The organism is Allofournierella sp., assembly GCF_048388525.1.
Classification (GTDB): domain Bacteria; phylum Bacillota; class Clostridia; order Oscillospirales; family Ruminococcaceae; genus BQOK01.
The window spans coordinates 1-24,182 of record NZ_DBGCTQ010000014.1; the positions used below are offsets into that span (position 1 = coordinate 1).

Consider the following 24,182-nt stretch of genomic DNA (forward strand, 5'->3'; position numbering starts at 1 on the left):
AGGTGACCTTCGACATCGACGCGAACGGCATCGTGCACGTTTCCGCCAAGGACCTGGGCAGCGGCAAGGAGCAGAGCATCACCATCACCGCCTCCACCAACATGAGCAAGGACGACATCGACAAGGCCGTTAAGGAAGCCGAGCAGTTTGCCGCCGAGGACAAAAAGCACCGCGAGGAGATCGACGTGCGCAACGGCGCCGACCAGCTGGTATTCCAGACCGAAAAGAGCCTGGCCGAACTGGGCGACAAGGTGGACGCGGGCAAAAAGGCCGAGGTGGAAGCAAAGCTGGGCGAATTGAAGGAAGCGCTCAAGGGCACCGATATCGAGGCCATCAAGGCAAAACAGGACGAGGTGCAGAAGGCGTTCTACGCCGTGAGCGAAGAGCTATACAAGAGCGCGCAGGCCCAGCAGGGCCCCGGCCCCGAGGCCGGCCCCGCCCCCGAGCCGGGCAAACCGGACGACGGCGTGGTTGACGCGGACTTCAAAGAAGTGTAAAATAAAATTTCCCGAGCCTCCCCTCCCGCGAGGGGAGGCGTTCTGGGTAAGGGCCGCCCGCACCGGGCAAAGGGGCCCGCAATTCTTTTAGAGGGGGCCCGCCCCGCGGGCAGACATAGGTGAACGAGCAATGGCAGAAAAACGCGATTATTACGAAGTCCTGGGCGTTGCAAAAAACGCCGGTGACGACGAGCTGAAAAAAGCCTATCGCAAACAGGCCAAAAAATATCACCCCGACCTGAACCCCGGCGACAAGGAGGCCGAGGCCAAGTTCAAAGAAGTGAACGAGGCCTACGAGGTGCTGGGCGACGCCGAAAAGCGCGCCCGGTATGACCAGTTCGGCTTTGCCGGGGTGGATCCCAGTTACGGCGCGGGCGCCGGTGGGGCCGGCGGCTTTGGCGGCGGTTTCGGCGGGTTTAACGGCGGCTTTGGCGGGGTGGACCTGGGCGATATCTTCGGCGATATTTTTGGCGGCGGTTTTGGCTTTGGCGGCGGCCAGCGCGCAAACCCGAATGCACCGCGCAAGGGCGCGGACGTGCGGGTGAGCCTGGTGCTGAGCTTTATGGAGGCCGTGCACGGCTGCACCAAGACCATTTCCATTGCAAAGCAGGACACCTGCGGCGAGTGCGGCGGCAGCGGCGCGGCCAAGGGCACCCACCCCGAGGTGTGCCCGGACTGCGGCGGCAGCGGCTACGTGAACCGCAACCTGCGCATGGGCGGTATGGTCATGCAGCAGCGCCAGCCCTGTTCCCGCTGCGGCGGCAAGGGCAAGATTGTGAAAACGCCCTGCGCCCACTGCCACGGCAGCGGGAAGGTGAGCGCCAAGAAGAACCTGGAGGTCAAAATCCCCGCAGGCATTGGCGATGACCAGAGCATTGCCCTGCGGGGCCAGGGCGACGCGGGCGCGAACGGCGGGCCTGCAGGCGACGTGATCGTGATCGTGACCGTGCGGCCCGACCCCATGTTTGAGCGGGACGGCTACGACGTTTGGGTCACAGTGCCTATCACCTACAGCCAGGCAGTGCTGGGGGCGGACATCGTGGTACCCACCGTGGACGGCAAGGTGGAGTACACGGTGCCCGAGGGGACCCAAAGCGGCACCACTTTCCGGCTGCGGGGCAAGGGCATCCAGTACGTGGGGGGCCGCGGCCGCGGCGACGAGTATGTGAAGGTCACGGTGGAGATCCCCAAAAAGCTGAGCCGCGCCCAGCGCGAGGCCCTGCAGGCGTTTGAGAATACCCTGAAGGAAGAGAATTACGAACAGCGCAAGGGCTTTTTTAAAAACTTAAAGGATAAATTCGATAAAAATAAATGATCGGCCGCGGGGCGCGGCTTCGGGGCAGCGCTTTACCCCGGAGCCGCGCTTTACTGTGAAGATAAAGGTTTGCCCAAATATAAAAAATATGGTACGATTAAAAAAATCCGGTTTGAGCACTGAAAGCACGCCCAAGGCCGGTTCCCAGGAAAGGTTGTTGCTGCGTGGAAGTACCCGGAATCCAAAATAAAAAACGGGAGACGCCCGCATTTTACCGGTTTGTGAGCCTGTATCAGGATTATATGAACCAGACCCGTGATTACGGCGACGGGATACAGCACAGCATGGTGGAAATGCATATTCTCGCCATCGTGTGCGACGAACCGGGCATCACGGTGGGGCGGGTTGCCCAGCAGTGGGGCCGCACAAAGGGCGCGGCCTCGCAAAATGTGACCAAGCTGGAAAAGCGGGGGCTGCTGGTGCGGGCAAAGCATTTGAGCAATGCCCGCGAGGTGCATCTTTACCCCACTCCGGAAGGCCGGCAGTTGGCGGCAATGCACGCGGCCTACGACGCACAGAATGAAAAGGATTTTGCCGAGCGCCTGATGGCCCGCTGCACTGTGGAGGAACTGAAAATGTTCGACCGGATGCTTCAGGTCTACAGCGATATTTTGGAACAGAACCTGAACGCTGCCCGGTGAATATTCCTACACGATCCGAATGGTATAGTGCAAAACAATAAAAGCCACAGCACGGAAAACACCGTACTGTGGCTTTTTTATTGTGCTTATTTCCCATAAAAAACAAAATAAATTCAATAAAATGTACAAATATTTCTTCTCGTAATAAAAAATTATTGACAAAATTTTTGGCAAAGCGTAGGATAAAGCCATAAGGTTTAGCGCTAAACAATTAAGAGAGAATGGAAGGTGTTTGCATGTACGATTTCGACGAGATCATCGACCGGCAGGGCACAAACAGCGTCAAATACGGCGTGAGTAAAATGATGTATCCCGGCCTGCCGGAGAGCTTTATCCCCATGTGGATCGCCGATATGGACTTTGCGTGCCCCCAGCCCGTGCTGGACGCGATGAAAGCCCGGCTTGACAAGCGCATCCTGGGTTACAGCATGATCCTGGATCCGGGGTATTTTGAGGCGCTGGCAGGCTGGATGGCCGGCCGGCACGGCTGGCAGGCGGACCCCTCGGCCAGCCTGTTCAGCTCGGGCGTGGTGCCCGCGCTGGAAGTGGCGGTAAAAATGCTCACCCAGCCCACCGACGGCGTTTTGCTGAACACCCCCGCTTACCACCCCTTCGACGACGCCATTAAGAAAAACGGCCGCACCCCGGTGTACAGCCGCCTGGTGTGCAAACAGGGCCGCTACGAGATGGACTGGGCGGACTTTGAGCAGAAGGCCAAGGACCCCTCGGTAACGCTGTACTTTTTGTGCAACCCCCACAACCCCACCGGCCGGGTGTGGAGCAAAGAGGAGCTTGTGCGCATCGGCGAGATCTGTTTTGCCAACAACGTGTTCGTGGTGAGCGACGAGATCCATTTTGACTTCATCCGGGCGGGGGTGCGGCACACCGTGTTCGCCAGCCTGTTCCCGGGTGAAAAGCGCATCATCACCTGCACCGCCCCCTCCAAGACCTTCAACCTGGCGGGCAACCAGCTGTCCAACATCTTCTTTGCCGACCCCGCCGTGCAGCAGCAGTGGCAGGCCGCGCAGGTGCTGGGCCAGCCCAACCCCCTGTCCATCGAGGCCTGCAAGGCGGCCTACAGCCGGTGCGGGGATTGGGTGGACGAGCTGAACGCCTATCTGGACGAAAATTTCCGCCACTTTGCCCGGCGCATCCAAAACGAGCTGCCCGGCGTGAAATTCACCATTCCCGAGTCCACCTATCTTGCCTGGGTGGACGTGAGCGGCACAGGCCTGACCCGCCAGGAGCTGGCGCTGCGGCTGGTGCGCGAGGGGCTGCAGGTGGAGTTTGAGGACGAATTTGTGGACAACGGCGACGGCCACATCCGCATGAACCTGGCCTGCCCCCGCGCCACCGTGGACCGGGCGGTGGACGCGATGGTGCGGGCCATGGGCCCCGGCGCAAAGCCGGGCACCCCCCGTGTGCAGCCGGGCGACACGCTGCCGGACGTTGCGGTGGACACACCCTTTGAAGCGGGGCTGCCCCTGAGCCAAGTGGTGGGCGGTAAGCCCACCATGCTGGTATTCCTGCGCTACAGCGGCTGCCCGCTGTGCCAATTAGACATGCATGAGCTGGCCGCCGGTTACGACGCCATTCGGGCGGCGGGAGGCCAGGCGGTGGTGGTGCTGCAGTCCGACCCGCAAAAGCTGGCCGGGGAGCTGGGCAGCCCGGCGGCGCTGCCCTACACCATTCTGTGTGACCCGGAGAAAAAATTGTACGAGCGGCTGGCCGTGTGGCCCGCCGCCAGCCAGATGGAACTGATGGGTCCCGGCCTGATGGAAAAAATGGCGCAGGTTGAGGCCAAGGGCATCCGGCATGGCGATTACGAGGGTGACGAGATGCAGCTGCCTGCCGCGTTTGCGGTGGACGGGCAGCTCCGGGTCACCTGGGCGCACTATGGCCAGGGCCTGGCCGATACCCCCACCCCCGCGGAGATCGCAGCGCGGCTGAAGGCGTAAAGCGCCGCATTACAACCGCCGCCCGGCGGCCGGGCGGCCAATCACAGAATAGGAGAAAATCATGGAACAAACGAAAGGCAAACTCAAGCTGTTCGACCTGATTTCCATCGGTGTGGGATCGGTGGTCGGCGCGGGCATCTTCTCTATGCTGATGAGCGGCATGGCCATGACCGGCCGAAGCATTGCCCTGGCCCTGGTGGGCGCCATGCTCATCACCCTGCTGCAGCAGGTGCGCAGCATTTTCATGTCGTCCATGTTTGCGCTGGACGGCGGCATGTACGCCCAGCAGGCGCTGATCCTGCCGCCGGTGTTCACCGGCATGACGGCGGTGGTGTTCGTGTTTTCAAACTTTTCCTTCTCGGTATTCGGTATCTCCATCGCCCAGTATCTCTCGCAGCTCATTCCCGCGCTGGCGCCGTTCCAGCGCATTCTGGGGGTCGTGATCCTGACCGCGTTTTTCCTGGTGACCATTAAAGGCACCGGTTTTCTGGCCAAGATCCAGAATGTGCTGGCCGTGTGTATGTACGCGGCGCTGGCCCTGTTCATCGTGTTTGGCCTGATCAAGGGCGGCACGGCCGAGGCGGCGGCCACCCCTTATTTTGCGGGCGGCCCCATGGGCTTTTTGATGGCCATCGCCATCATGAGCTTTACCTGCAACGGAGCCACCAACGTGATCAATCTTTCGGCCGACACGCACAACCCCAAGCGCAACATCCCCCTGGGGGTGCTCATCTCGGCCGGAATCTGCGCACTGATCTATTTCCTGCTGGGCTATGTTGCCTCCAGCGTGGTGCCGTTTGCCCAGGCGGGCAGCGCCACCCTGGGTTCGGTGGCCCAGCAGATCATGCCGGGGGCGCTGTATATCTTCTTTGTGGTGGGCGGCGCCATCTTTGCGCTGGCAACCAGCCTTTTGGGCGGCATCGCCGCCATCAGCGCACCCATCGTGGCCGGCGCCGAGGACGGCTGGCTGCCCAAGGCCTGGGCAAAGCGCACCAAGAACGGCTACCCCTGGGTGGTCATGCTGGTGATGTACCTGATCGCGGTGGTTCCCGCGGCGCTCAATTTCAGCCTGGACACCATCGTTTCCTTTATCCTGGTGCCCGGTATGATCCTGAACGTGGTGACCATCTGCCTGTCTTTCAAGCTGCCCAAAAATTATCCGGATTCCTGGGCCAAATGCAACCTGCGCTGCCCCTACTGGCTGTACTGTGTGCTGCTGGTGCTTTCGATGATCGCCTCGCTGGTCACGGCCGTGTTCTCTTTGCTGGGCCTGGATCTGATCGGTCTGCTGGGCAACCTGCTGCTTACCGCGTTTTTGTTCGGCTTCTCGTTCTGGCGCGTTAAAAGCGGCAAGGTGCAGCTGCACAGCATCGAGTCGGTCAAAGCTGAAACCTGACCCTGCTATTCCTCTCTCTTCTCTCTGGCTGAAAACACCCGCCCGGTCCGGGCGGGTGTTTTCAGCGGGAAGCGGAGCGCCGCTCTTAAAACGTGCAGGGCAGCCTTGTACGGGGCGGCGCCCTGCGCTATACTGAACAAAGGCCGCGCGCCCAAAGGCCTGCGGCACGGAAAGAAGGAATACAACGTGAAATACGATTTTGACCGGGTGGTGGACCGGTACGGCACCTACTCTGCCAAGTGGGACAGCATCCGCCTGCTGATGCCCCCCGCCCAAAAGCCCATTATCCCCCTGATGGTGGCGGATATGGATTTTCGCACCGCGCAGCCCATCCTGGACGCCATGCACCGCGTGGCCGATTTTGGCATGTACGGCTACACCGCCGCCTGGGCCGAGCCGGAGTACGCGGCCTCGGTGGTCCGCTGGTTCAAAGAGCGGTTCGCCTGGGAATTTTCGCCCGAGGCGGTGGTCTATTCCAACGGCACCATCGAGGCGCTGAACTGCGCGGTGCGCACCTTCTCGAATGTGGGCGACGGGGTTATCCTGTGCCGCCCGGTATACGGGCACTTCACCCAAGCCATTGAAAACGAGTGCCACCGCCGGGTGGTGGACTGCCACCTGCTGTGTGACGAAGAGGGCCGCTACAGCGTCGATTTTGACCAGCTGGAAGCGCTGTGCGCGGACCCGGCAAACCGCATCTTTGTGCTGTGCAGCCCCCACAACCCCGTGGGCCGGGTGTGGGAAAAAGAGGAGCTGCGGCGCATGGCGGCCATCTGCAAGGCCCACGATGTGCTGCTTATTTCGGACGAGGTGCACTGCGACATCCGCCGAAAGGGCGTGGCCCATTACCCGATCGCCAGCTTGGTGCGGGATCAAACCAACATCATCACCCTTACCGCCGTGAACAAAAGCTTCAACCTGGCGGGGCTGCAGTGCTCCAACGCCATCATCCCGGACCCCTTCCTGCGGGCGCGCTTCAAGCGGGAGTTCGGCGACCGCATGCCCACCCCCTTTGCGGTGGCGGCGCTCATCGCGGCGTATGGCCAGGGCGGCGAGTGGCTGGAACAGGTGAACGATTACATCGACGGCAACATCGACTTCGCGCTGGACTTTCTGAAGCAAAACCTGCCCTGGGTCAAGGCCTGCCGGCCCCAGGGCACCTACATCCTGTGGCTCGACTTTTCAGCCTGCGGCCTGCCCGACGCCGAGATCCACGCCCGCATTTACGACAGGGCCCTGGTTCTGGCGCAGGACGGCGTGGTGCACGACCCCGGGCAGGGGCAGTGCTTCCAGCGCCTCTGTGTGCCCTGCGCGCGCAGCGTGCTGGCCGAGGCTCTGGGGCGCATCGCCGCTGCGTTCGCAGACTTAAAACTGTAAAAAAATGTAAAATTTGCCGCCCCTGCACCGCAGCGGGTGGCTTTTTTGCCGCCCGGGTGATATGATGGGATAAAAGCGCGCGGCAGGCCGGAAACGCCGCGCAAACGCAGCCGTGAGAACAAGGGGGAACATGTATGTACGAATTGATCCAGGCCGGGCCGCGCACCTGGTATATGGAGTGCCCGACCCGGGTGGGCGTTTGGGAGATGGGCGAAGGCCGGGTCTGCCTGATCGACGCGGGCAGCGACCGGGACGCGGGCAAAAAGCTGCTGCGCCACCTGGAAACAAAGGGCTGGAAGCTGGACCGGGTGCTGAACACCCACTCCCACGCCGACCACATCGGCGGCAACCGCCTGCTGCAGCAGCGCACGGGCTGCGCCGTCTACTGCCCCGGGGCGGACTGGGCGTTTGCACGCTTTCCGGTGCTGGAGCCCGCGTATCTGTATGGGGGGCGGCCGGCAAAACCGCTGAAAAATAAATTTTTGATGGCGGCCGAGAGCGAGGTGCGGCTGCTGGGCCCCGAGGCGCTGCCCCAGGGCATGGAAATGCTGGAGGTACCGGGCCACTCCTTCTCGCAGGCGGCGTTCAAGACGCCGGACGGCGTGTGGTTTTTGGCCGACTGCCTGGCCAGCGCCGACACGCTGGAAAAATACCACGTGGCAGTGCTGCACGATCCGGCCTTGGCCCGCGAAAGCCTGCGCCGTGTGATGGAGCTGGAGGGCGAGCTTTTTGTGCCCGCCCACGCCCCGGCCGTGGCCCAGGCCGCGCTGCGGACTCTGGCTCGGCAAAACCTGGAAAAGATGGATGAGATCGAGGCGCTGCTGCTGGACCTGTGCGCCGGCGGCGCCAGCTTTGACCAGGTGCTCAAGGGCGTGTTCGACCACTACGGCCTCACGCTGGACATCAGCCAGTATGTGCTGGTGGGCAGCACCCTGCGATCCTACCTGTCGCACCTGGCCGACCAGGGCCGCCTGCAAATGCGCTTTGCCGCCAACTGCCTGCGCTGGCATGCGCTGCCGGTTGACGGGCCCGGCCCGGCATGATACAATAAAAAACAATCTTAACAAAAAGGAGGGGCGCCTTCATGGGATGGAAATTGCGTGAGATACGCCTTCAAAAAGGCAACATTTCGGCACTTCCCTGTATAAGTGCGCCCTTTTTGAACCTCCCGGGCACCTGCCGCCGGTAAAACCGCCGGCCCGGTGCGCGGGCCGGGGGAGCGCGGCGTTGGGGCCGTGCTCCGGGTCGGTTTTTGTCACAGGCAGGCCGGGCAAAACGCTTTTTCACGCCTTTTCCAGGGGGATCGGGCAAAAAAGCGTTTCCGTCTTCCGCTCTGGATAAAATACAGGATCCTTTCACAAGAGGGCGCTCCACCCGCGCCGCCTTTGGGCGGCGCCTGGCCCTTTTTGTGAAAGGACTTTTTTATGAAAATAAAAATGCAGATCGCCAGGCTTTATGGCCTGGAATTTCTCACTGCCTTTGGGCTGGCCCAGGTCATCTGGCTGGCGCTGCTGGCGGGCCGGGGCTTTTCCCTGGCCCAGATCGGCCTGGCCGAGGGCTTTTTTCACCTGGTCAGCTTTCTGTGCGAGGTGCCCAGCGGCATGATCGCGGATCTTTTGGGCCGCAAGCGCACACTGGTGGCGGCCTGCCTGGTGAGGGCGGCTGCGGCCCTTTGCATGGTGGCAAGCACCGGACTGTTGGGCGTGTGCGGGGCCATGGGGCTGCACGCGTTCTCGTATAATCTCATCAGCGGCACCCGTGAGGCGATCACCTACGACAGCCTGCTGGCGGCGGGCCGCCCGGGGGAGTATGAGCGGGTGGCCGGGCGCCAGAGCACCATCTGGCGGGTCACGGGCGCCGCGTGCGCGGTTGGCACGGCCCTGACCATTGCCCTGGGCTGGCGCAGGGCGTACCTTGTGGACGCCGCCGCGGCCCTGGCGGGGGCGCTGCTGGCGGCAGGTCTCACCGAGCCGGTGGTGACCCGGGCACAGGCCGTGCGGCAGACCCGCGCCCTGGCCCACTTTGCCGCCCGCACCCGCGCCCACATTGCCCAAAGCCTGGGTTTTTTGGTGCAAAACCCCCGTGCCGCCTGTAAGATGCTGGCGGACGGCGGCAGCGGCTGTGCGGCGGCACTCAGCGTGATGCTGCTTCAGCAGTATATGATCGAGCTGGGGTTGCCCGCCGCAGCGTTGGGGCTGCCCCTGCTGATCATCAACCTGGCGGGGGCATTTGGGGCCGCGCTGGCCCCCCGGCTGCGCCTGCCTTTTGGCCGGGCGGCAGCGCTGTGCGTGGGGGGCGTGGCCTGTTCGGTGCTGCTGGAGGGGGCGCCCCTGCTGGCACTGGCAGTGCTGGGCGGCGCGGCGGCTACCTTTTGGGACGGCGTGCTGGAAATAAAAATGACCGCCCGCCTGAACCAGGACTTCCCCAGTGACCAGCGTGCCACCCTGGTGAGTGTGCAGAGCATGTGCTACAGCCTGCTCATGCTGCCCATGAGCCCCCTGGCCGGCGCAGTGTGCGGGGCCGCGGGCACCGGCGCGGGCATTGCCCTGCTGGGCGCAGGGCTGGCGCTGGGGGCACTGGCGGGATTTGGGGCGTACCGGTTCCAGGCGGCCCGGACCGGGAAAGCGTAAAAAGGGAACGCCGCGGCGGCTCAGATGAGCGGCCGCGGCGTTCCCTTTTGGTGTGGCTTATACCGGGTTTCCCTCCCGGTCGAACCGGTAGCCCTTTGCGGCGGCCTCTTCCGGGTGCCGGCGGTAATAGGGGAGAAAAATATGCCGTTCGGCCGTTTTCCAGCCGAAAAAGCAAAAGCTGAAGCAGGCCAGCGAAAACCCAAGGAGAAAGAGCAGGGGCAGGGAGGCGGGAAACCACAGGGCCCCCGCGCAAAGAATGGCCAGCGCCAAAACGGAACCGGCCACCGAGGCATGCCGCCCCGCCGCCCACAGTGCGGCGGCATTTTTCAGCAGCAAGGGAAAGGAAAGCTCCATATGGGCCGCCAGCAAAAGGGCATACCCCCAAATGCCGGCCAGCACCACCAGGGCGGCCCCGGCCCCAGCCAGCAAGCCAAAGCGGCCCTGTGAGGCGGCGGCCAGGACGGTGCAGGCCAGCCAGCAGAGGATCGGCAGGCCGGTGAAGCCCAGGGCCAACCCCTGGGCAAAATTTTGTTTAAAGCTGCGCAAAAAAGCTGCGGGCAGCGCCCCGCCGTGCCCCCGCAGGGCAAGGCAGCACACCCGGTGCAGCGCCACACAGGCGGGGCCGATGGTGACAAGGGGAACGCAGCACACCAAAAACAGCAGATTGCACAACAGCAGCCCCGCCAGATTTGTGAACAGCACCTCCATAAAGCGGGCGGGCCCGGCGGGCCGCCGCCCCTCCGGGTCCGGCCGGTGCGGGTCAAAATTCCAAAAGCCCATGCCGCTTGCCCTCCTTTTTACCCCAGTATAGCACCCCCTCCCGTTCGCTAAAATACTGGTATCTTGTTAAAAATACCGATATCTTATGATATGCTTTTCTTTATTTCGACTTTTTTGTACTCTGAAGGGGGGCGGCGCGGCACCCCCGGAAAGGCGGCAAAAGGATGGGGACACATGAAAAAGAAAAAAGGCGGTGGCCGCGGCCCCGCTTTTCCTACATCGGCAGCCTGACGCTGGGCAGCATCCTGCTGGTTACGATTCCGCTGTCCATCGCCATGCTGGTGGCGGGCCAGCGCATCGTGCGCTATATGGAGCAGACAGTGCAGCAGCGGGTGGACCAGACCGTGGGCTACCTGAACACCACGCTGGACCAGTATTTTTCCGAGCTGCGGGATCTGACCATCCTGCCGCTCTATGACGGGGACATGCAAACGGTGCTGCTGGCGCACGCAGACCCCGAACAGCAAAAATACCTGACCTTTGAAGAACAGAGCAAGGCCACGGCCGCGCTCTCCAGCATCGTGTATGAAAAGCCCACCGTGCGCTCCACGGACCTTTATCTGCTGGACGGAAACCAATTGAATTCCAGCAGCAGCGTGCTGAAGTGGACCCACGGCGAGCGGAAATGGATGGAGGTGTGCGACGGCGACCAGTATCGGACCTTCATCCTGCCCTGGGCTGGCAGCCTGGCGCTGGTGCGCCGCCTGCAGGACCCGCTTACCGGGCGGCACGCAGGCTATATCAAGGTGGAGCTGGAACAAAGCGCGGTGCCCAGCCTTTTGCGGCAGGTCAGCCTGCCGGAGGGCAGCGAGCTGTCGATCTGCAACGACGCGGGCCAGTGCATCTACCCGCTGCCCGGGGGCGGGCCCGCCCCCGGCGGCAGCGGTGAAAAATACCTCTCGGGATTTATGACCTCCGCTTCGACCAATTTAAAGGTCGTGGTGCGGGTGGCGACCAGCGGCCTGGAAGAGGACATCCGCGCCCTGTTCAGCTTTGCGGTGGCGGTGATCGCGTGTGCGCTGGCGCTGAGCTGGCTGTTTGCGGTGGCGGCGTCGGTTAAGCTGACCCGGCCGATCCTGGAGCTCAAGGAAAAAATGGCCCAGGTGGGCGAGGGACGGTTCAGCACCCGCGCCACGGTACAAAGCCGGGACGAGATCGGCCAACTGGAGGCCATGTTCAACAGCATGGCCGAGAGCATTGAAATGCTCATCAACGAGGTGTACGAGGAGTCGCTGGCCAGCAAGGAAGCGCAGATCTCGGCGCTGCAAAGCCAAATCAACCCGCATTTTTTATACAATACACTGGAAACCATCAACATGATGGCCATCAACTGCGAGAACTATGAGGTCAGCGAGGCCGTGAGCAATCTGGGGCAGATGATGCACTACTGCGTGAGCAACGAACAGCATTTTGCACCCCTTGCCGAGGAACTGCGCTTTTTGCAGGCCTATTACGACATCCAGACCCTGCGCTTTGAAAACCTTCGCTCTTTGCGGGTGGATGCGCCGGAAGATGTTCTGGGCCTGCCGGTGCCCAAGTTGCTTTTGCAGCCCTTTGTGGAAAACATTATGCGCCACGGGCTCGACACCGCTTCGCACCGCCCGCTGGATATCTGGCTCACCGCGCGGCTGGCGGGGAGCGGGCAGCTGGTGCTGGTGATTCAGAACAATGGCCGCCCCATGACCGGGCAGGAGCGGCAGCGGGTAAATGAGAACCTGCGCAAGGCCGAGAGCACGCCGCCCAACGCTCCCTGGAAAGCCAGCGGCCACGGTTACGGGCTCACCAACGTGCACCGCAGGCTGCGGCTGATTTACGGCGAGGCGTGCGGCGTGTTTTTGGACGACAGCTATACCGACGGGGTGCGCTTTGTTCTGCGGCTGGGCTGCGCCCCCCACGGGGCAGGGTGAAAATGAACGGAAAAGGAGAAACGCCATGTATCGCGTTATGATCGTAGAGGACGAAAAGATCATCCGCACCGGGATCGCCAGTGTGGTCAGCCGGTTTGGCAGCGGATTGGAGGTGGCCTGGCAATGCGCAGACGCCTATGCGGCCTGGGATCTGTTTCAGGCCGAGGCGCCGGACCTTGTGATCACCGACATCGTGATGCGGGGCATGACCGGCCTGGAACTGGCCCGCAAGATCCGCGAGGCGGGCAGCGATGTGCCGCTGGTCATTCTGAGCGGCTACGCCGAATTTGAATATGCCCGCAGCGCCATTCAACTGGGGGTGTGCGAGTATGTGGTAAAGCCGCTGAACGTGAAGCAGTTCACCGGGCTGCTGGCGCGGCTGGAAAAACTTTTGGACGAGCGCAAGGGCGCCCCGGAAAACGCCGGCCCGGCCGCAGACCCGGCCGCGGGGAATTTAGCGATCCGGCGGGTGGAGGAGTATGTGGCCGGGCATTTGGGAGAAGATTTGAGCCTGGCCACCGTGGCGGCGCGGGTGAATTTGAGCACCAATTACCTTTCGATGCTTTTCAGAAGCACCACCAGCCAAAAGTACAGCGAATACGTGCTGCGCATGCGCATGGAAAAAGCCAAAAAACTGCTGGCACAGAGCGAATTTAAAATTTACGAGATTGCCGAGATCTGCGGCTACAACAGCGTAAAGCACTTTATCAGCGCTTTTAAAAAGCACACGGGCACCACCCCCACCCAATATAAAAACAGCCACGGCTGAAGGCACGGCGCGCTGCCGGCGGCGGAAGAGCGCGGATAAAACGGCGGCGGAAAAAGAAATGCGAACCTTTTCATCAATTTATGGGATTGCGCGTTTTGTGCCCGTGCATGTATCATTTATATTGCAAACAACACAATAATTGGCATAAAAGGTGAATACATTTTATGCTGTTTGTGCAGAGCGGGCAGATGGGTACAGGCAAACGGCGCGCCGAACCCTTTTTATAAATACGCCGACATCTTTATTGCACAAAGGAGGAAACACACATGAAACGCATTTTCGCACTGATTTTGGCGGCAGCTCTGGCGCTTTCGCTGGCGGGCTGCGGCGGCACGGCTTCCGGCGCGTCCGCCGCCCCACCCCCGGCTTCGCCCGCTTCCGGCGCGGGCCAAAGCGGCGAACTGTCGGGCCAGACCGTCCGGATGGTGATCTGGGGCTCCGACGAGCGCAAGGCCAGCTACGATGAACTGTTCAAAGAATTTACCGCGCAGACCGGCATCAACGTGGAGATCAACCTTGTGGAACTGGAGAGCATCGTGACCAAGACCAGCGCCCAGATCGCTGCGGGGGACTCGTACGACATGGTATGGATGAGCGAAGCCATGATCCCTCAAATGATGAACAACGGCCTGCTGGAGGATGTGAGCGCCGTGAAAAACGACGCGGAATACGACTATGCGGACCTGTCGCGTTCTTTACAGGCCACCTATGAGGGGGCGAACGGCGAGGTGTACGCAGTGGCCTTTACCTCCTCGCCCCGCGTGTGGTTCTACAACAAGGACCTTGTGGCCAAAACCGGCCTGGAGGACCCGCTCGCCCTGGCCGAGCGGGGAGAGTGGACCTACGACAAGCTGACCGAATACTCCCGTGCCATCAAGGCGCTGGGCAAGGGCAATTACGGTTTTTCCATCTGGAACTACCAGTCGCCCAACGATTGGAACATCCTGCTGGACTGGACCTGGGCGCAGGGCGCGTCTTTCTTCGACCCGGACATGACAAAATGCACCATTAACACCCCCGAAGGGGTGGCGGCGCTGGATTCTTATAAAGCCTGCATCGAGGAGGGGCTTACCCCCACCGCCGATTCCTCGCTGGATTTTGCCTCCGGGCAGATCGGCTTCTCCCGCAATACCATTTCCCAAAAGGGCACGCTGGGCGACGTGGACTTTGCCTGGGACATCCTGCCGAACCCCAGCGGCGCGGTGAAGGACGCCCCCGTGGCCGTGGGCGTGGCCGCCTACGTGGTGCCCAAGGGCGCGCCACACAAGGAGGCGGCGATCGAGGCCATCAAATACATCACTTCCAAAGAGCTGGTGGCCAGTGACTTTTTGATGGGCAGCTTCAGCCCGGTACGCGTTTCGGTGCTGGGCAGCGACAAATATCTGGATCAGGGCGAAGCGCCCTCGGCCAAGGCGCTGGAGCTGGCGATCCTGGACCCCATGAGCGGCAACACACAGGTGTACCCCACCTGCGACAGCTACGACGAGTGCGACCTGAAGGTGAAAGAGCTGCTCAGCGCCTGGTACGCCGGCCAGTACACCACCTCGGAGCTGGCGGCCGAGATGGAGACCCAGTGCAATGCCATCATCGCCCCGTAAAGCGCGGCCCGCGCGCCGCACAAGTAAATAGCAGCGTATCCACCGCGTAGAAGTCCGGGGGGCATGGCCTGTTTTCCCAAACGACGGCTATGCCCCCCTTTTGCACCCTTTTTTCAGGCAAAACCGGCAAATAGTGAACGGGAAAGGAGGCCTCTTCCCCATGAAAACCATGGAAAAGGCAAAGCGCCCCCCAAAACGCGCGCACGGCCGCTCCCTTGGCCGCAGGGACTACAAATATGGTTTCGGGTTCATCGCGCCCATGCTCATCGGCTTTTCGGTGTTCGTGATCGCGCCCCTGGCGGCCACCGTCTATCTGAGCTTCTGCGATTATTCCCTGATCAAGGGCATGGCCTGGTGCGGATGGGGCAATTACATCAAGCTTTTCACCGCGGACCCCACCTTTGTGGTGGCGGTCAAAAACACCCTGTACTTCACCCTTCTGCTCATCCCCTCCAATCTGGTGCTGTGCCTGGGGCTTGCGATGCTGCTTCACAAAAACATCCGGGGCGTGGGGTTCTTCCGCACCGCCATTTTTACGCCCTATGTGACCAATGTGGTGTCGTGGGCACTGGTATGGCAGTTCATGCTGCAGAGCGACGGCGGGTTTATCAACATGGTGCTGAACATGTTCGGGCTGGAGGGAACCAACTGGCTGTACAACACAAAGCTGGTCATTCCCATTGTGGTGCTGGTGACCCTGCTCAAGGGCTTCGGCATGAACACCATCATTTTTATCGGCGCGCTGCAGGAGGTGCCCCAAATGTATTACGAGGCCGCAAGCCTGGACGGCGCCAGCAAGCGCCAGCAGTTTTTCCGCATCACGCTGCCCATGATCTCGCCCACGATTTTTCTGATTATCATCATCACCATGATCGGCTCGCTCAAGGTGTTCGCCCAGATCAACGTGCTCACCCAGGGCGGGCCCGGCACAGCCAGCTATGTGATGGTGTATTACATCTACCAGGTGGCCTTTAAAATGAACAAGTTCGGTTACGGCTCGGCCCTCTCGGTGATCCTGTTCCTGGTGATCATGGGGCTCACCCTGGCCCAGTGGAGCGTAAGAAAGAAGTGGGTGTATTATGAGGACTAAAAAACATCTGAGCGCCCGCCAGAAAGAAAACGTGACCAAATACGTTATCATGGCGATCGTATCGCTGCTGGTGCTGTTTCCCTATTACTGGATGGTGTGCACCTCGCTCAAGACCCCGTCCAAAATTTTTATCACGCCCCCCCAGTGGTGGCCGGACCCGGTAAAGTGGGCCAACTACACCGATCTGTTTACCCGCTCGCACTTTGGCACCTATCTTTGGAACAGCTTCAAGGTGGCAAGCCTCACCACCGCCGGCACGGTGGCGGTGGCAGCGCTGGCGGCTTATGGCCTTGCCAAGATCAAATTTCCGGGGCGGAATTTCTTTTTCCTTTTGTTCCTCAGTGCCATGATGCTGCCGGTGGAAGTGCTTACGGTGCCCACCTTTTTGGGGTTAGCCCGTTTCCACCTGACCGACAGCCACTTTGCCCTTATTGTGCCGCAGATCTTCGGCATGGGCGGCGCGTTCGGCATTTTTATGATGCGCCAGTACTTCATCACCGTGCCGGATGAACTGATCGAGGCCGCCAAGATCGACGGCTGCGCCCAGCCCCGCATCTTTGGGCGGATTGTGCTGCCCATGGCCTCGTCCACCATGGCGTCGCTGGTGATCTATACCTTTTTCAATGCCTGGAACGATTATTTTTTGCCCCTGATCTACCTGAACAGCAGCGAGAAATACACTTCGACCCTGGCCCTGTCGCTGTTCAGCAACGAGGTGGGCACCACCTGGAACTACGTGATGGCGGCCTCGGTCATCAGCACCCTGCCGCTGCTCATCGTGTTCTTCTGTGCACAGAAAAAATTCATCGAGAGCCTGGCAATGTCCGGTATTAAGTAACAGGAAAGGAAGCGTTTTATCATGACCGATCATTCCAATGGGTATCTGCCCAAGGTATTTGAACTTCTGGAGCGGGTGGAGGCCGAGCAATACGAAAACATACGGGCCGCGGCCCGCCTGATGGCAAGCGCCATTCAAAAGGACCAGCTCATTCATGTGTACGGCGGCGGCGGGCACACCACCCTGCCGGTGGGGGAGATGTTTTTCCGGGCCGGGGGCCTGTGCAACATCGACCCCTGCATGGAGACCGGCCTCTCGGTGTTCAACCAGGCCCAAAAATACCTGGCGCTGGAGCGGTGCGAAAATTACGGCCGGGCCATCATGAGCTATTACGACATCCAACCGGGCGAAGTGCTGCTGCTGTTCCACAACATCGGCACCAACGCCGCCACCATCGACGCGGCCCTGGCCGCCAGGGAGCGGGGCGCGGTGATCGTGGCGATCTCGTCCGCCGCGTGGCAGCAGGGCCTGCCCGCCGGTTACCCGCTGCGACACTCTTCCGGCAAAAACCTGAATGATCTGGCCGACGTGTGCATCGACGATTACAACCCCTTGGGCGACACGGTGGTGGAGCTGCCCGGGTTTGACACGCCCATCGGCCCCATCTCCAACATTGTGGATTTTTACATCGCCCACCGGCTGGAGATCGAGTGCGCCAAGGAGTGCCTTGCCCGGGGCGTGCAGCCCCCCTTCTGGCACAGCGCAAACGTGCCCGGCGGCGACGAGGCAAACCGGAAATACCTGGAACGATACAGCCCCCGCATCAAGATGCTGTAAAACGGAAAAGGAGGAGCGACCATCATGGAGGAACAGCGTTTCGCCCCGTATCTCAGGGAGGTGGCCGAAAAATACACGGCTGCCGGCCCCTTGCAGATCGCCCTGGAAAACGGTGCGGTACGGGTGGAACATGCGGCGGGCGCCTGCCGCTTTTACTATGACTTCGCCCAGCCGCCGGCGCAAAGCGGGAGCGAGCTGCCGCTGCTGCACTGGCGTGCCAAGCGGCGCTATGCCGAGCTGCGCGGCATAGTGGAACAGGGGTTCATTGGCAGGCCGCTTGCAATGCGCATTCACCACATCGTGCCAAGGGACGAATTTGGCCGCAGCCCGCAGGACCTGGTGAGCTTTGAGGCCGACCTGGCCGAATGGATTACCGGCCAGAGAGTCGAGCGGGTGTTCGCGGATTTTTCGGGCGCGGATTACGTCAACTGTATTTTTTGCACCGGGGGCGGGGTGCGGGTAAGCCTGGAGCTTGGCTTTTCGCCGGCCGGCAGCCAGCCGGTGCTTCTGCACGAGGTGATCGGCAAAGAGGGGGTCGCCTCGGACGTGGCGGTGGACACCCAGACCCAGCAATACCCTGTGTATGTGCTGCGGGGCGGCGAGACCGTGACCTACGCCGACCTGGACGCGGAGCTGTACGGCCTGGAAAACACGCAGGCCGACTGCATCCGGTTTATTTTGGGCGTGCTGCGGGAGCCGGAAGAAGCCGCAGCGCTGCGGGCGGCGGCCGATCATCTTCGGGCAGTGTGGCGGGCCGCCGTGTGCTCGGGCAAAACCACAGCGTATACCAAGGTGGAGGTGTGACAGAGATGAGGCAGGTAAACATGGCGATCTGCTCGCTCACCCACGCGCATGTGCGCAAATATTACCAAACCCTGCACGACAACGCAAAGCTCAACTGGGTGGCGGTGAGCTGCGCGGACCGGGCCATTGCGGACCATTTTAAGACCCTGGGCTACGGTGTGCCAGTGTATGAGAGCACGGAAGAGATGCTGCGCGCCCACCCGGAGATCGAGGGGGTGGTGGTGGCCAGCGAAAACAGCCGCCATTTCGAGGACATGGCCCTGTGCTGCAAGTACGGCAAGCACATGCTCTCCATGAAGGTGCCCACCTTCGACCTGGCCGAATACGACCGCATGATCCATATGGTGGAAAAAGCGGGGGTCATCTGCCAGGTGGAGCTGGAAATGCACTACAACCCCACCGCCCGGCGGGCGCTGGAGCTGGCACAGAGCGGGGCGATCGGGGAGCTGGTGTCCTTCAACGCCACCAACATTACCCTCTCGCCCGTGTGGGCGTTCCCCTGGCAGGGCGTACCGGAAAAATCCTATGGCAGGCGGGTGCCCCTGCGGCCCGGCGATGCGCGCTGCCGCGGCGGCGCGCTGAGCGACCACCCCCACATTTTCGATATGCTGCGCTGGGTCACCGGCAGCGACTACGAGTATGTGTTCGCCGACGCGGCCGACAACATCCGCGACATCGAGGAAGAGGACCTGCTCTATGTGACCGGCCGCATGAAAAACGGCTGCAGGTTCCTTTTGGACCCCAGCTGGAGCCGCCTGGAAGAAAAGCTGGAACGGCCCGGCCCCGGGTGGGAGCGCTTTCCCAAGCGCATGGAGGTGAACTATTCCATCGTGGGCACCAAGGGGGTCATCCAGGCAGACTGCTTTGGCCCCAACGTCTATTTCTGCGGCGGCCCCAACGACCGCTACACCATCCAGTACACCTATTTTGACGAGTGGGTGGGCATGATGGACGAATTCTGCGACTGCATCCTGCGCCGCCGCCAGCCCAAAATCAATCTGCGGTGGCACCGCCGGACCGTGGAGGCCATGGTGCGCTGCTATGAGTCCATCGCCAGCGGCCGGCCGGTCTATATGAACTGACAGGGAGGAACGGGAGAATGGCAATCAAACACACCGCCGTGAGCTATTACGGCCTGAATTATGTGGAGCACGCCGAACAGGATTTCAGGGAAATGCTGGCCCACGGCTGCGACACGGTGATCCTGGCCATCACCGAGTTCGATATGGACTTTTGGTTCCCCAACCTGAACGCCATTGTAAAGAAGGCCCACGAGCTGGGCCTGCGGGTGCTGGCGGATACCTGGGGCGTGGGCAAGTACTTCGGGGGCGAACAGGTGAGCCTGTTTTTACAGAACAATATCCATCACCGGCAGGTGTCGGCCTACACCGGCGAGGCGCTGCCCGCCGCCTGCTTCAACACAAACGCCTTCCGCGATTATTTCACCGGCCTGTGCATGAAGCTGGCCCGCGAGACCGAGGTGGACGGCTTTTTTTGGGACGAGCCGCACTACGCCTACCCCAAGGCCTACGCCTCCATCACCGGCGGCGCGGGGGACGACTGGTCCTGCCGCTGCCCCGAGTGCATGAAAAAATTCGAGGCCTATTACGGCTACGAGATGCCCCGCTTTATGAACGACGACGTGAAGCAGTTCCGCTGGCGCGAGGCGCTGGAGACCCTGGCGGGCACCTCCAAGGCCCTGAAGGAACACGACCCCGGGCTTGAGATCACCTGCTGTGTGCACGCCACCCTGAACGGCTACTATGTCACCGAGCAGCGCGGCTACGACAACTGGGAGCTGGTGGCAGCCTGCCCCTGGTTCGACGTGTTCTCCACCACCATCATCAACTGGTCACTGCCCGAGAGCTTTTTCAAAGAGATCACCCAGCGCACGGTGGCCATGGCCAAAAAGTACGGCAAGCAGTCGGAGCGGTGGCTGATGGGCTACAACAAGCGCCCGGAGGACCTGGCCCAGGTGGACCGGGTGGTAAAGCTGTACGAGAGCCTTGGGGTGGACCGGCTGGCAACCTGGACCTACCGGGGCGGCTACGGCACCTCGGTGGCGGCCGAGGACCCGCTGGAGCTGTGGGACCGCATCGGAGAAAATTACCGCCGGGTGCGCGGGGGCTGAAGCCACCGCTTTCTTTAAAAGAGAACAGCAGGGAAAAGCCGCAGGATAAAGGGGCCACGCACAGGTGCAAAACAATCAAGGGGCCGCACCGGCATTTGCCGGTGCGGCCCCTTGATCGCTTACTATTTCTGCTGCGGCCCGGCCATTAGGGTTCCCAGGGGCCGCGCTGCAGCCATTTGCCGTTTGTGAAGTCCGGTATGGCGACCGGCGCACCGCCCATGGCCACGCTTTGCTCGCTCAGGCAGGTAACGCTCATCCAGGCCGCCGCGTCGTACACGTCAATGGGCGCGGGCTTTCCGGCTTTTACCGCCTCGAAGAAAGATCCCAGCACCAGCCAGTCCATGCCGTCGTGGCCGCCGCGCACCCCCTCGGCAAGGTATTTTTTCCACATAGGGTGCTCGTACTGCCCGCGGTAGTCCTTGGCGTTGTCCCAGCGCTCGCGCCATTTGAAATCGTACTCGTTGTCCTTACCGTCCAAAAAAATGCTGTTGTTGTCCTCCATATACATGCCCTTTGTGCCCTGCACGTGGAACCCGCGGGAATAGGCCCGGGGCAGGGTGGTGTCCAGCGTGAGGCAGATGGTCTCGCCCCGGGCGCACTTGATGACGGTGGTCACCACATCGCCCTGGGCAAACCGCATGTTGGTGGCGTCGTAAGAGGGGCCTTTTTCCCGCAGCAGATACTCGTGCAGGCCGGCCGCCTTGCTGGCCATCGACACCAGCGTAAGCATCCGGTTGCCGCGGCCGATATCCAGCACGTTGGCAATGGGCCCCAGCTCGTGCGTGGGGTAGTTCTCGCAGTTGCGGCCCAGATAATTGCGGAAACGGTAGTGCCGCATCTCCCGGCCGTAGGCCACTTCATCCCGCAGGTCGTGCCGGTAGCCGCCCTGGCAGTGCACGATCTCGCCGAATACGCCCTGCCGCACCATGTTCAGCACCATCAGCTCCTCGCGCCCAAAGCAGCAGTTTTCCAGCATCATGCAGTGGATCCCGGTCTCCTCGTGGGCGCGCACGAGCCGCCAGCAATCCTCTATGGAATAAGCGCCCCCCACCTCCACGGCGGTGTACTTGCCCGCCCGCATGGCCTCACAGGCAAGGTCGAGATGCGACTCCCACGATGCCATGATGATGACCGCGTCCACCTCCTCCATCGCCAGGATCGTGTGATAATCTTCCACAAGGCGCGGCTCGGGCTGCCCCGCCTCCAGTACCATCTTTTTTGCATTTTCGCGGCGGTCCTCGTACTGGTCGCATACCGCCAAAACCCGCACGCCCTTATAAGGTAAAATGCAGTGCTTCAGCAAGCTGGCCCCGCGATTTCCCAAGCCGACGACCGCAACTCCCAATTGTTCCTTCATAAAAACTTCAACTCTTTTCTGTCAATTCTGTTTTGCGGGCTTTATCCCGCAGTGGGGCAAAGCCCCATTTCCCGCCGCACTTCTTTGAAGCAGCGCACCGCGAAGTCCAGGTCTTCTTTTGTGTGCGCGGCGCTCACCTGGGTGCGGATGCGCGCTTTGCCCTGGGGCACCACCGGGTAGCAAAAGCCGATCACATAAACACCCTTTTCCAGCATGCGCGCCGCAAACTCCTGTGCCGTGCGGGCATCATACAGCATTACCGGCACGATGGGGTGCACCCCGTCCGGCACGTCAAAACCGGCTTCTTTCAGCACACCCCGAAAATATCGCGTGTTCCCGGCAAGCTTATCCCGCAGCGCGGTGGACGAGGCAAGAATGTCAAAGGTGTGGATGGCCGCCGCGCAGATCGAGGGGGCCAGCGTGTTTGAGAACAGGTAGGGGCGCGAGCGCTGGCGCAGCAGCTCCACGATGGGCCGGCAGGCCGCCGTGTAGCCGCCCGAGGCGCCGCCCAGGGCCTTGCCCAGCGTGCCGGTAATGATGTCCACCCGGCCTGTTACGCCGCAGTATTCCGCCGTGCCGCGGCCCGTATCACCCACAAAGCCCACCGCGTGGCTGTCGTCCACCATCACCAGCGCGCTGAATTCGTCCGCCAGATCGCAGACGCCCCGCAGATCTGCAATAAAACCGTCCATGGAGAATACACCGTCCGTGGCGATGAGCTTGGTGCGGCAGCCCGCCTGCGCCGCCGCTTCCAGCTGGCGGCGCAGATCGGCCATATCGCTGTTTTTATAGCGGAAGCGCTTGGCCTTGCACAGCCGCACGCCGTCGATGATGCTTGCGTGGTTCAGTTCATCCGAGATTACGGCGTCCTCCGGGCCCAGCAGCGTTTCAAACAGCCCGCCGTTGGCGTCGAAGCAGGAAGAGTACAAAATGGCGTCCTCCATGCCCACAAACGCGGCGATCTTTTGTTCCAGCTGCCGGTGCTGCGCCTGGGTGCCGCAGATAAAACGCACCGAGGAGAGGCCGTAGCCCCAGGTATCATAGCTCGCCTTTGCCGCTTCGATCAGGCGCGGGTCGTCGGCCAGACCCAGGTAGTTGTTGGCGCACAGGTTCAAAACGCCCGCGGCGGCCGTGGTGTCGATGCGCCCACCCTGCGGCGTAGTGATCAGCCGCTCTTCCTTATAAGTGCCCGCCTTGCGGATGGCCTCCAGCTGGGCTGCGTAACGTTCCATGGCAGGTTTCATACCGGGCTCCTTTCCGCTTGCCAATCCAAGATCACCTTGCCGGCTTTGCCGCTGTTCATGGCGGCGAAGCCCTCTTCAAATTGTGTGTAATGCAGCCGGTGGGTGATAAGGGGGCGAAGGTCCAGCCCGCCCTCCACCATCGTCATCATTTTGTACCAGGTCTCATACATCCTGCGCCCGTAAACGCCCTGGATGCACAGCCCTTTAAAAATGATCTGGTTCCAGTCGAGGTCCGCGCCGGGCTGCTGGATGCCCAGCAGCGCGATCCTGCCCCCATTGCGCATGTTGGCGATCATGCTTTTCAGCGCCGCGGTGCTGCCGCTCATTTCCATCCCCACATCGAAGCCTTCCACCATGCGGCGCTCGGTGAAGATGTCCTCCAGGCGCTCCCGCAGAATATTCACCGTACGTGTCGCGCCCATCGTTTTGCTCAGCTCCAGGCGGTAGTCGTTCACATCCGTGACCACCACGCTGCGTGCGCCGTTTTTCCGGGCGATGGCCGCGGCCATGATGCCGATGGGGCCCGCACCCGCGATCAGCACGTCCTCGCCCACCACGTCGAACATCAGGGCGGTGTGCGCGGCGTTGCCGAACGCGTCGAAAAACGCCACCACCTCCTCGTCGATGCCCGGGTTGATGGGGATCACGTTTGCGGCAGGGATCACGATGTACTGGGCAAATGCGCCGTCCCGGTTCACCCCCACGCCCTGGGTGCTTTTGCACCACTGACCATTTCCGGCGCGGCAGTTGCGGCAGTGGCCGCACACGATGTGCCCCTCGCCGGAAACGATCTGCCCCGGGCGGTATGCCGTAACGCCGGCGCCCAGCGCGTCGATCTCGCCCACATATTCATGGCCGACGATCAGGGGCGGCTTTATGTTTTCCCGGCTCCAGGCATCCCAGTTGTAGATGTGCAGGTCGGTACCGCAGATCGCGGTTTTATGGATTTTTATGCGCACCTCTGCCAGCCCCGGTTCAGGCACGGGCATCCGCTTTAAAACAAGCCCTTTTTCCGGCCCGGTTTTCACCAGGGCATCCATCATGCGCTGCGGCATGAATATCCCTTCTTTCTT

21 protein-coding genes are annotated in these 24,182 nt (G+C 61.6%); 17 read left to right on the forward strand and 4 right to left on the reverse strand.

Annotated features, from left to right (window positions below):
- The 8 genes from ACMLHZ_RS01375 to ACMLHZ_RS01410 all read left to right on the forward strand — a co-directional run.
- A partial coding sequence (locus tag ACMLHZ_RS01375; protein WP_418666023.1) for an Hsp70 family protein occupies positions 1–497 on the forward strand: 497 nt, incomplete at its 5' end.
- Positions 498–627: 130 nt separating this feature from the next.
- Positions 628–1,812, forward strand: coding sequence for a molecular chaperone DnaJ (gene dnaJ / locus ACMLHZ_RS01380; RefSeq protein ID WP_418666024.1), 1,185 nt, complete (start codon positions 628–630; stop codon positions 1,810–1,812).
- Between the two features lie 164 nt (positions 1,813–1,976).
- Positions 1,977–2,453 carry a MarR family winged helix-turn-helix transcriptional regulator gene (locus ACMLHZ_RS01385; protein WP_418666025.1) on the forward strand — a complete coding sequence of 159 codons (477 nt, stop codon included), beginning with the start codon at positions 1,977–1,979 and terminating at the stop codon, positions 2,451–2,453.
- A gap of 236 nt (positions 2,454–2,689) precedes the next feature.
- Positions 2,690–4,411 (forward strand): PatB family C-S lyase, encoded by a 1,722-nt coding sequence (locus tag ACMLHZ_RS01390; RefSeq protein WP_418666026.1) that lies wholly within the window; start codon positions 2,690–2,692, stop codon positions 4,409–4,411.
- 61 nt (positions 4,412–4,472) lie between these two features.
- Positions 4,473–5,807, forward strand: a complete 1,335-nt coding sequence (locus tag ACMLHZ_RS01395; RefSeq protein ID WP_418666027.1) for an APC family permease — start codon at positions 4,473–4,475, stop codon at positions 5,805–5,807.
- 186 nt (positions 5,808–5,993) lie between these two features.
- The gene (locus ACMLHZ_RS01400) at positions 5,994–7,184 is read left to right on the forward strand and encodes a MalY/PatB family protein (protein WP_418666028.1); all 1,191 of its coding nucleotides are present in this window, start codon (positions 5,994–5,996) and stop codon (positions 7,182–7,184) included.
- Positions 7,185–7,318: 134 nt separating this feature from the next.
- Complete coding sequence (locus ACMLHZ_RS01405; RefSeq protein ID WP_418666029.1) at positions 7,319–8,227, forward strand: MBL fold metallo-hydrolase; 909 nt, start codon at positions 7,319–7,321, stop codon at positions 8,225–8,227.
- Between the two features lie 381 nt (positions 8,228–8,608).
- Positions 8,609–9,814: an MFS transporter gene (locus tag ACMLHZ_RS01410; protein ID WP_418666030.1), complete on the forward strand. Its 1,206-nt coding sequence runs from the start codon at positions 8,609–8,611 to the stop codon at positions 9,812–9,814.
- A gap of 57 nt (positions 9,815–9,871) precedes the next feature.
- Here ACMLHZ_RS01410 and ACMLHZ_RS01415 read toward each other — a convergent pair whose 3' ends face one another.
- Positions 9,872–10,594, reverse strand: coding sequence for a DUF624 domain-containing protein (locus ACMLHZ_RS01415; RefSeq protein WP_418666031.1), 723 nt, complete (start codon positions 10,592–10,594; stop codon positions 9,872–9,874).
- A 164-nt stretch (positions 10,595–10,758) separates the two neighbouring features.
- On the opposite strand from ACMLHZ_RS01415, the gene ACMLHZ_RS01420 reads away from it, so the two are divergent.
- From ACMLHZ_RS01420 to ACMLHZ_RS01460, 9 genes are all read left to right on the forward strand, one after another.
- Positions 10,759–12,501 carry a sensor histidine kinase gene (locus tag ACMLHZ_RS01420; protein WP_418666032.1) on the forward strand — a complete coding sequence of 581 codons (1,743 nt, stop codon included), beginning with the start codon at positions 10,759–10,761 and terminating at the stop codon, positions 12,499–12,501.
- 25 nt (positions 12,502–12,526) lie between these two features.
- On the forward strand, positions 12,527–13,270 hold the full coding sequence (locus ACMLHZ_RS01425; RefSeq protein WP_418666033.1) for a response regulator transcription factor: 744 nt from the start codon (positions 12,527–12,529) through the stop codon (positions 13,268–13,270).
- Positions 13,271–13,536: 266 nt separating this feature from the next.
- Complete coding sequence (locus ACMLHZ_RS01430) at positions 13,537–14,868, forward strand: ABC transporter substrate-binding protein (protein WP_418666034.1); 1,332 nt, start codon at positions 13,537–13,539, stop codon at positions 14,866–14,868.
- A gap of 160 nt (positions 14,869–15,028) precedes the next feature.
- Positions 15,029–15,958 carry a carbohydrate ABC transporter permease gene (locus tag ACMLHZ_RS01435; protein ID WP_418666035.1) on the forward strand — a complete coding sequence of 310 codons (930 nt, stop codon included), beginning with the start codon at positions 15,029–15,031 and terminating at the stop codon, positions 15,956–15,958.
- On the forward strand, positions 15,948–16,796 hold the full coding sequence (locus tag ACMLHZ_RS01440) for a carbohydrate ABC transporter permease (RefSeq protein WP_418666036.1): 849 nt from the start codon (positions 15,948–15,950) through the stop codon (positions 16,794–16,796). Before ACMLHZ_RS01435 ends, ACMLHZ_RS01440 begins: the two co-directional genes overlap by 11 nt.
- Positions 16,797–16,817: 21 nt before the next feature.
- Positions 16,818–17,573 (forward strand): sugar isomerase domain-containing protein, encoded by a 756-nt coding sequence (locus ACMLHZ_RS01445; protein WP_418666037.1) that lies wholly within the window; start codon positions 16,818–16,820, stop codon positions 17,571–17,573.
- A gap of 24 nt (positions 17,574–17,597) precedes the next feature.
- On the forward strand, positions 17,598–18,377 hold the full coding sequence (locus tag ACMLHZ_RS01450) for a hypothetical protein (protein ID WP_418666038.1): 780 nt from the start codon (positions 17,598–17,600) through the stop codon (positions 18,375–18,377).
- 5 nt (positions 18,378–18,382) lie between these two features.
- A complete protein-coding gene (locus ACMLHZ_RS01455) occupies positions 18,383–19,459 on the forward strand; it encodes a Gfo/Idh/MocA family protein (protein ID WP_418666039.1) in 1,077 nt (358 codons plus the stop codon).
- Between the two features lie 17 nt (positions 19,460–19,476).
- Positions 19,477–20,508 carry a hypothetical protein gene (locus tag ACMLHZ_RS01460; RefSeq protein ID WP_418666040.1) on the forward strand — a complete coding sequence of 344 codons (1,032 nt, stop codon included), beginning with the start codon at positions 19,477–19,479 and terminating at the stop codon, positions 20,506–20,508.
- 145 nt (positions 20,509–20,653) lie between these two features.
- Here ACMLHZ_RS01460 and ACMLHZ_RS01465 read toward each other — a convergent pair whose 3' ends face one another.
- The 3 genes from ACMLHZ_RS01465 to tdh are packed head-to-tail and all read right to left on the reverse strand — an operon-like array spanning position 20,654 to position 24,149.
- Positions 20,654–21,865 carry a Gfo/Idh/MocA family protein gene (locus ACMLHZ_RS01465; RefSeq protein ID WP_418666041.1) on the reverse strand — a complete coding sequence of 404 codons (1,212 nt, stop codon included), beginning with the start codon at positions 21,863–21,865 and terminating at the stop codon, positions 20,654–20,656.
- Between the two features lie 41 nt (positions 21,866–21,906).
- A complete protein-coding gene (locus ACMLHZ_RS01470; protein WP_418666042.1) occupies positions 21,907–23,109 on the reverse strand; it encodes a glycine C-acetyltransferase in 1,203 nt (400 codons plus the stop codon).
- Complete coding sequence (gene tdh / locus ACMLHZ_RS01475; protein WP_418666063.1) at positions 23,106–24,149, reverse strand: L-threonine 3-dehydrogenase; 1,044 nt, start codon at positions 24,147–24,149, stop codon at positions 23,106–23,108. The genes ACMLHZ_RS01470 and tdh overlap by 4 nt, the downstream gene beginning before the upstream one ends.
- Positions 24,150–24,182 lie beyond the last annotated feature (33 nt).

Coding starts and splice junctions, on each gene's coding strand:
- ACMLHZ_RS01425 (WP_418666033.1), top strand. CDS start 12,527: ATGTATCGCGTTATGATCGTAGAGGACGAAAAGATCATCCGCACCGGG.
- ACMLHZ_RS01455 (WP_418666039.1), top strand. CDS start 18,383: ATGAGGCAGGTAAACATGGCGATCTGCTCGCTCACCCACGCGCATGTG.
- ACMLHZ_RS01415 (WP_418666031.1), bottom strand. CDS start 10,594: ATGGGCTTTTGGAATTTTGACCCGCACCGGCCGGACCCGGAGGGGCGG.
- ACMLHZ_RS01465 (WP_418666041.1), bottom strand. CDS start 21,865: ATGAAGGAACAATTGGGAGTTGCGGTCGTCGGCTTGGGAAATCGCGGG.
- ACMLHZ_RS01435 (WP_418666035.1), top strand. CDS start 15,029: ATGAAAACCATGGAAAAGGCAAAGCGCCCCCCAAAACGCGCGCACGGC.
- ACMLHZ_RS01420 (WP_418666032.1), top strand. CDS start 10,759: ATGGGGACACATGAAAAAGAAAAAAGGCGGTGGCCGCGGCCCCGCTTT.
- ACMLHZ_RS01430 (WP_418666034.1), top strand. CDS start 13,537: ATGAAACGCATTTTCGCACTGATTTTGGCGGCAGCTCTGGCGCTTTCG.
- ACMLHZ_RS01395 (WP_418666027.1), top strand. CDS start 4,473: ATGGAACAAACGAAAGGCAAACTCAAGCTGTTCGACCTGATTTCCATC.
- ACMLHZ_RS01410 (WP_418666030.1), top strand. CDS start 8,609: ATGAAAATAAAAATGCAGATCGCCAGGCTTTATGGCCTGGAATTTCTC.
- ACMLHZ_RS01440 (WP_418666036.1), top strand. CDS start 15,948: ATGAGGACTAAAAAACATCTGAGCGCCCGCCAGAAAGAAAACGTGACC.
- ACMLHZ_RS01445 (WP_418666037.1), top strand. CDS start 16,818: ATGACCGATCATTCCAATGGGTATCTGCCCAAGGTATTTGAACTTCTG.
- ACMLHZ_RS01405 (WP_418666029.1), top strand. CDS start 7,319: ATGTACGAATTGATCCAGGCCGGGCCGCGCACCTGGTATATGGAGTGC.
- ACMLHZ_RS01460 (WP_418666040.1), top strand. CDS start 19,477: ATGGCAATCAAACACACCGCCGTGAGCTATTACGGCCTGAATTATGTG.
- dnaJ (WP_418666024.1), top strand. CDS start 628: ATGGCAGAAAAACGCGATTATTACGAAGTCCTGGGCGTTGCAAAAAAC.
- ACMLHZ_RS01390 (WP_418666026.1), top strand. CDS start 2,690: ATGTACGATTTCGACGAGATCATCGACCGGCAGGGCACAAACAGCGTC.
- ACMLHZ_RS01450 (WP_418666038.1), top strand. CDS start 17,598: ATGGAGGAACAGCGTTTCGCCCCGTATCTCAGGGAGGTGGCCGAAAAA.
- tdh (WP_418666063.1), bottom strand. CDS start 24,149: ATGGATGCCCTGGTGAAAACCGGGCCGGAAAAAGGGCTTGTTTTAAAG.
- ACMLHZ_RS01470 (WP_418666042.1), bottom strand. CDS start 23,109: ATGAAACCTGCCATGGAACGTTACGCAGCCCAGCTGGAGGCCATCCGC.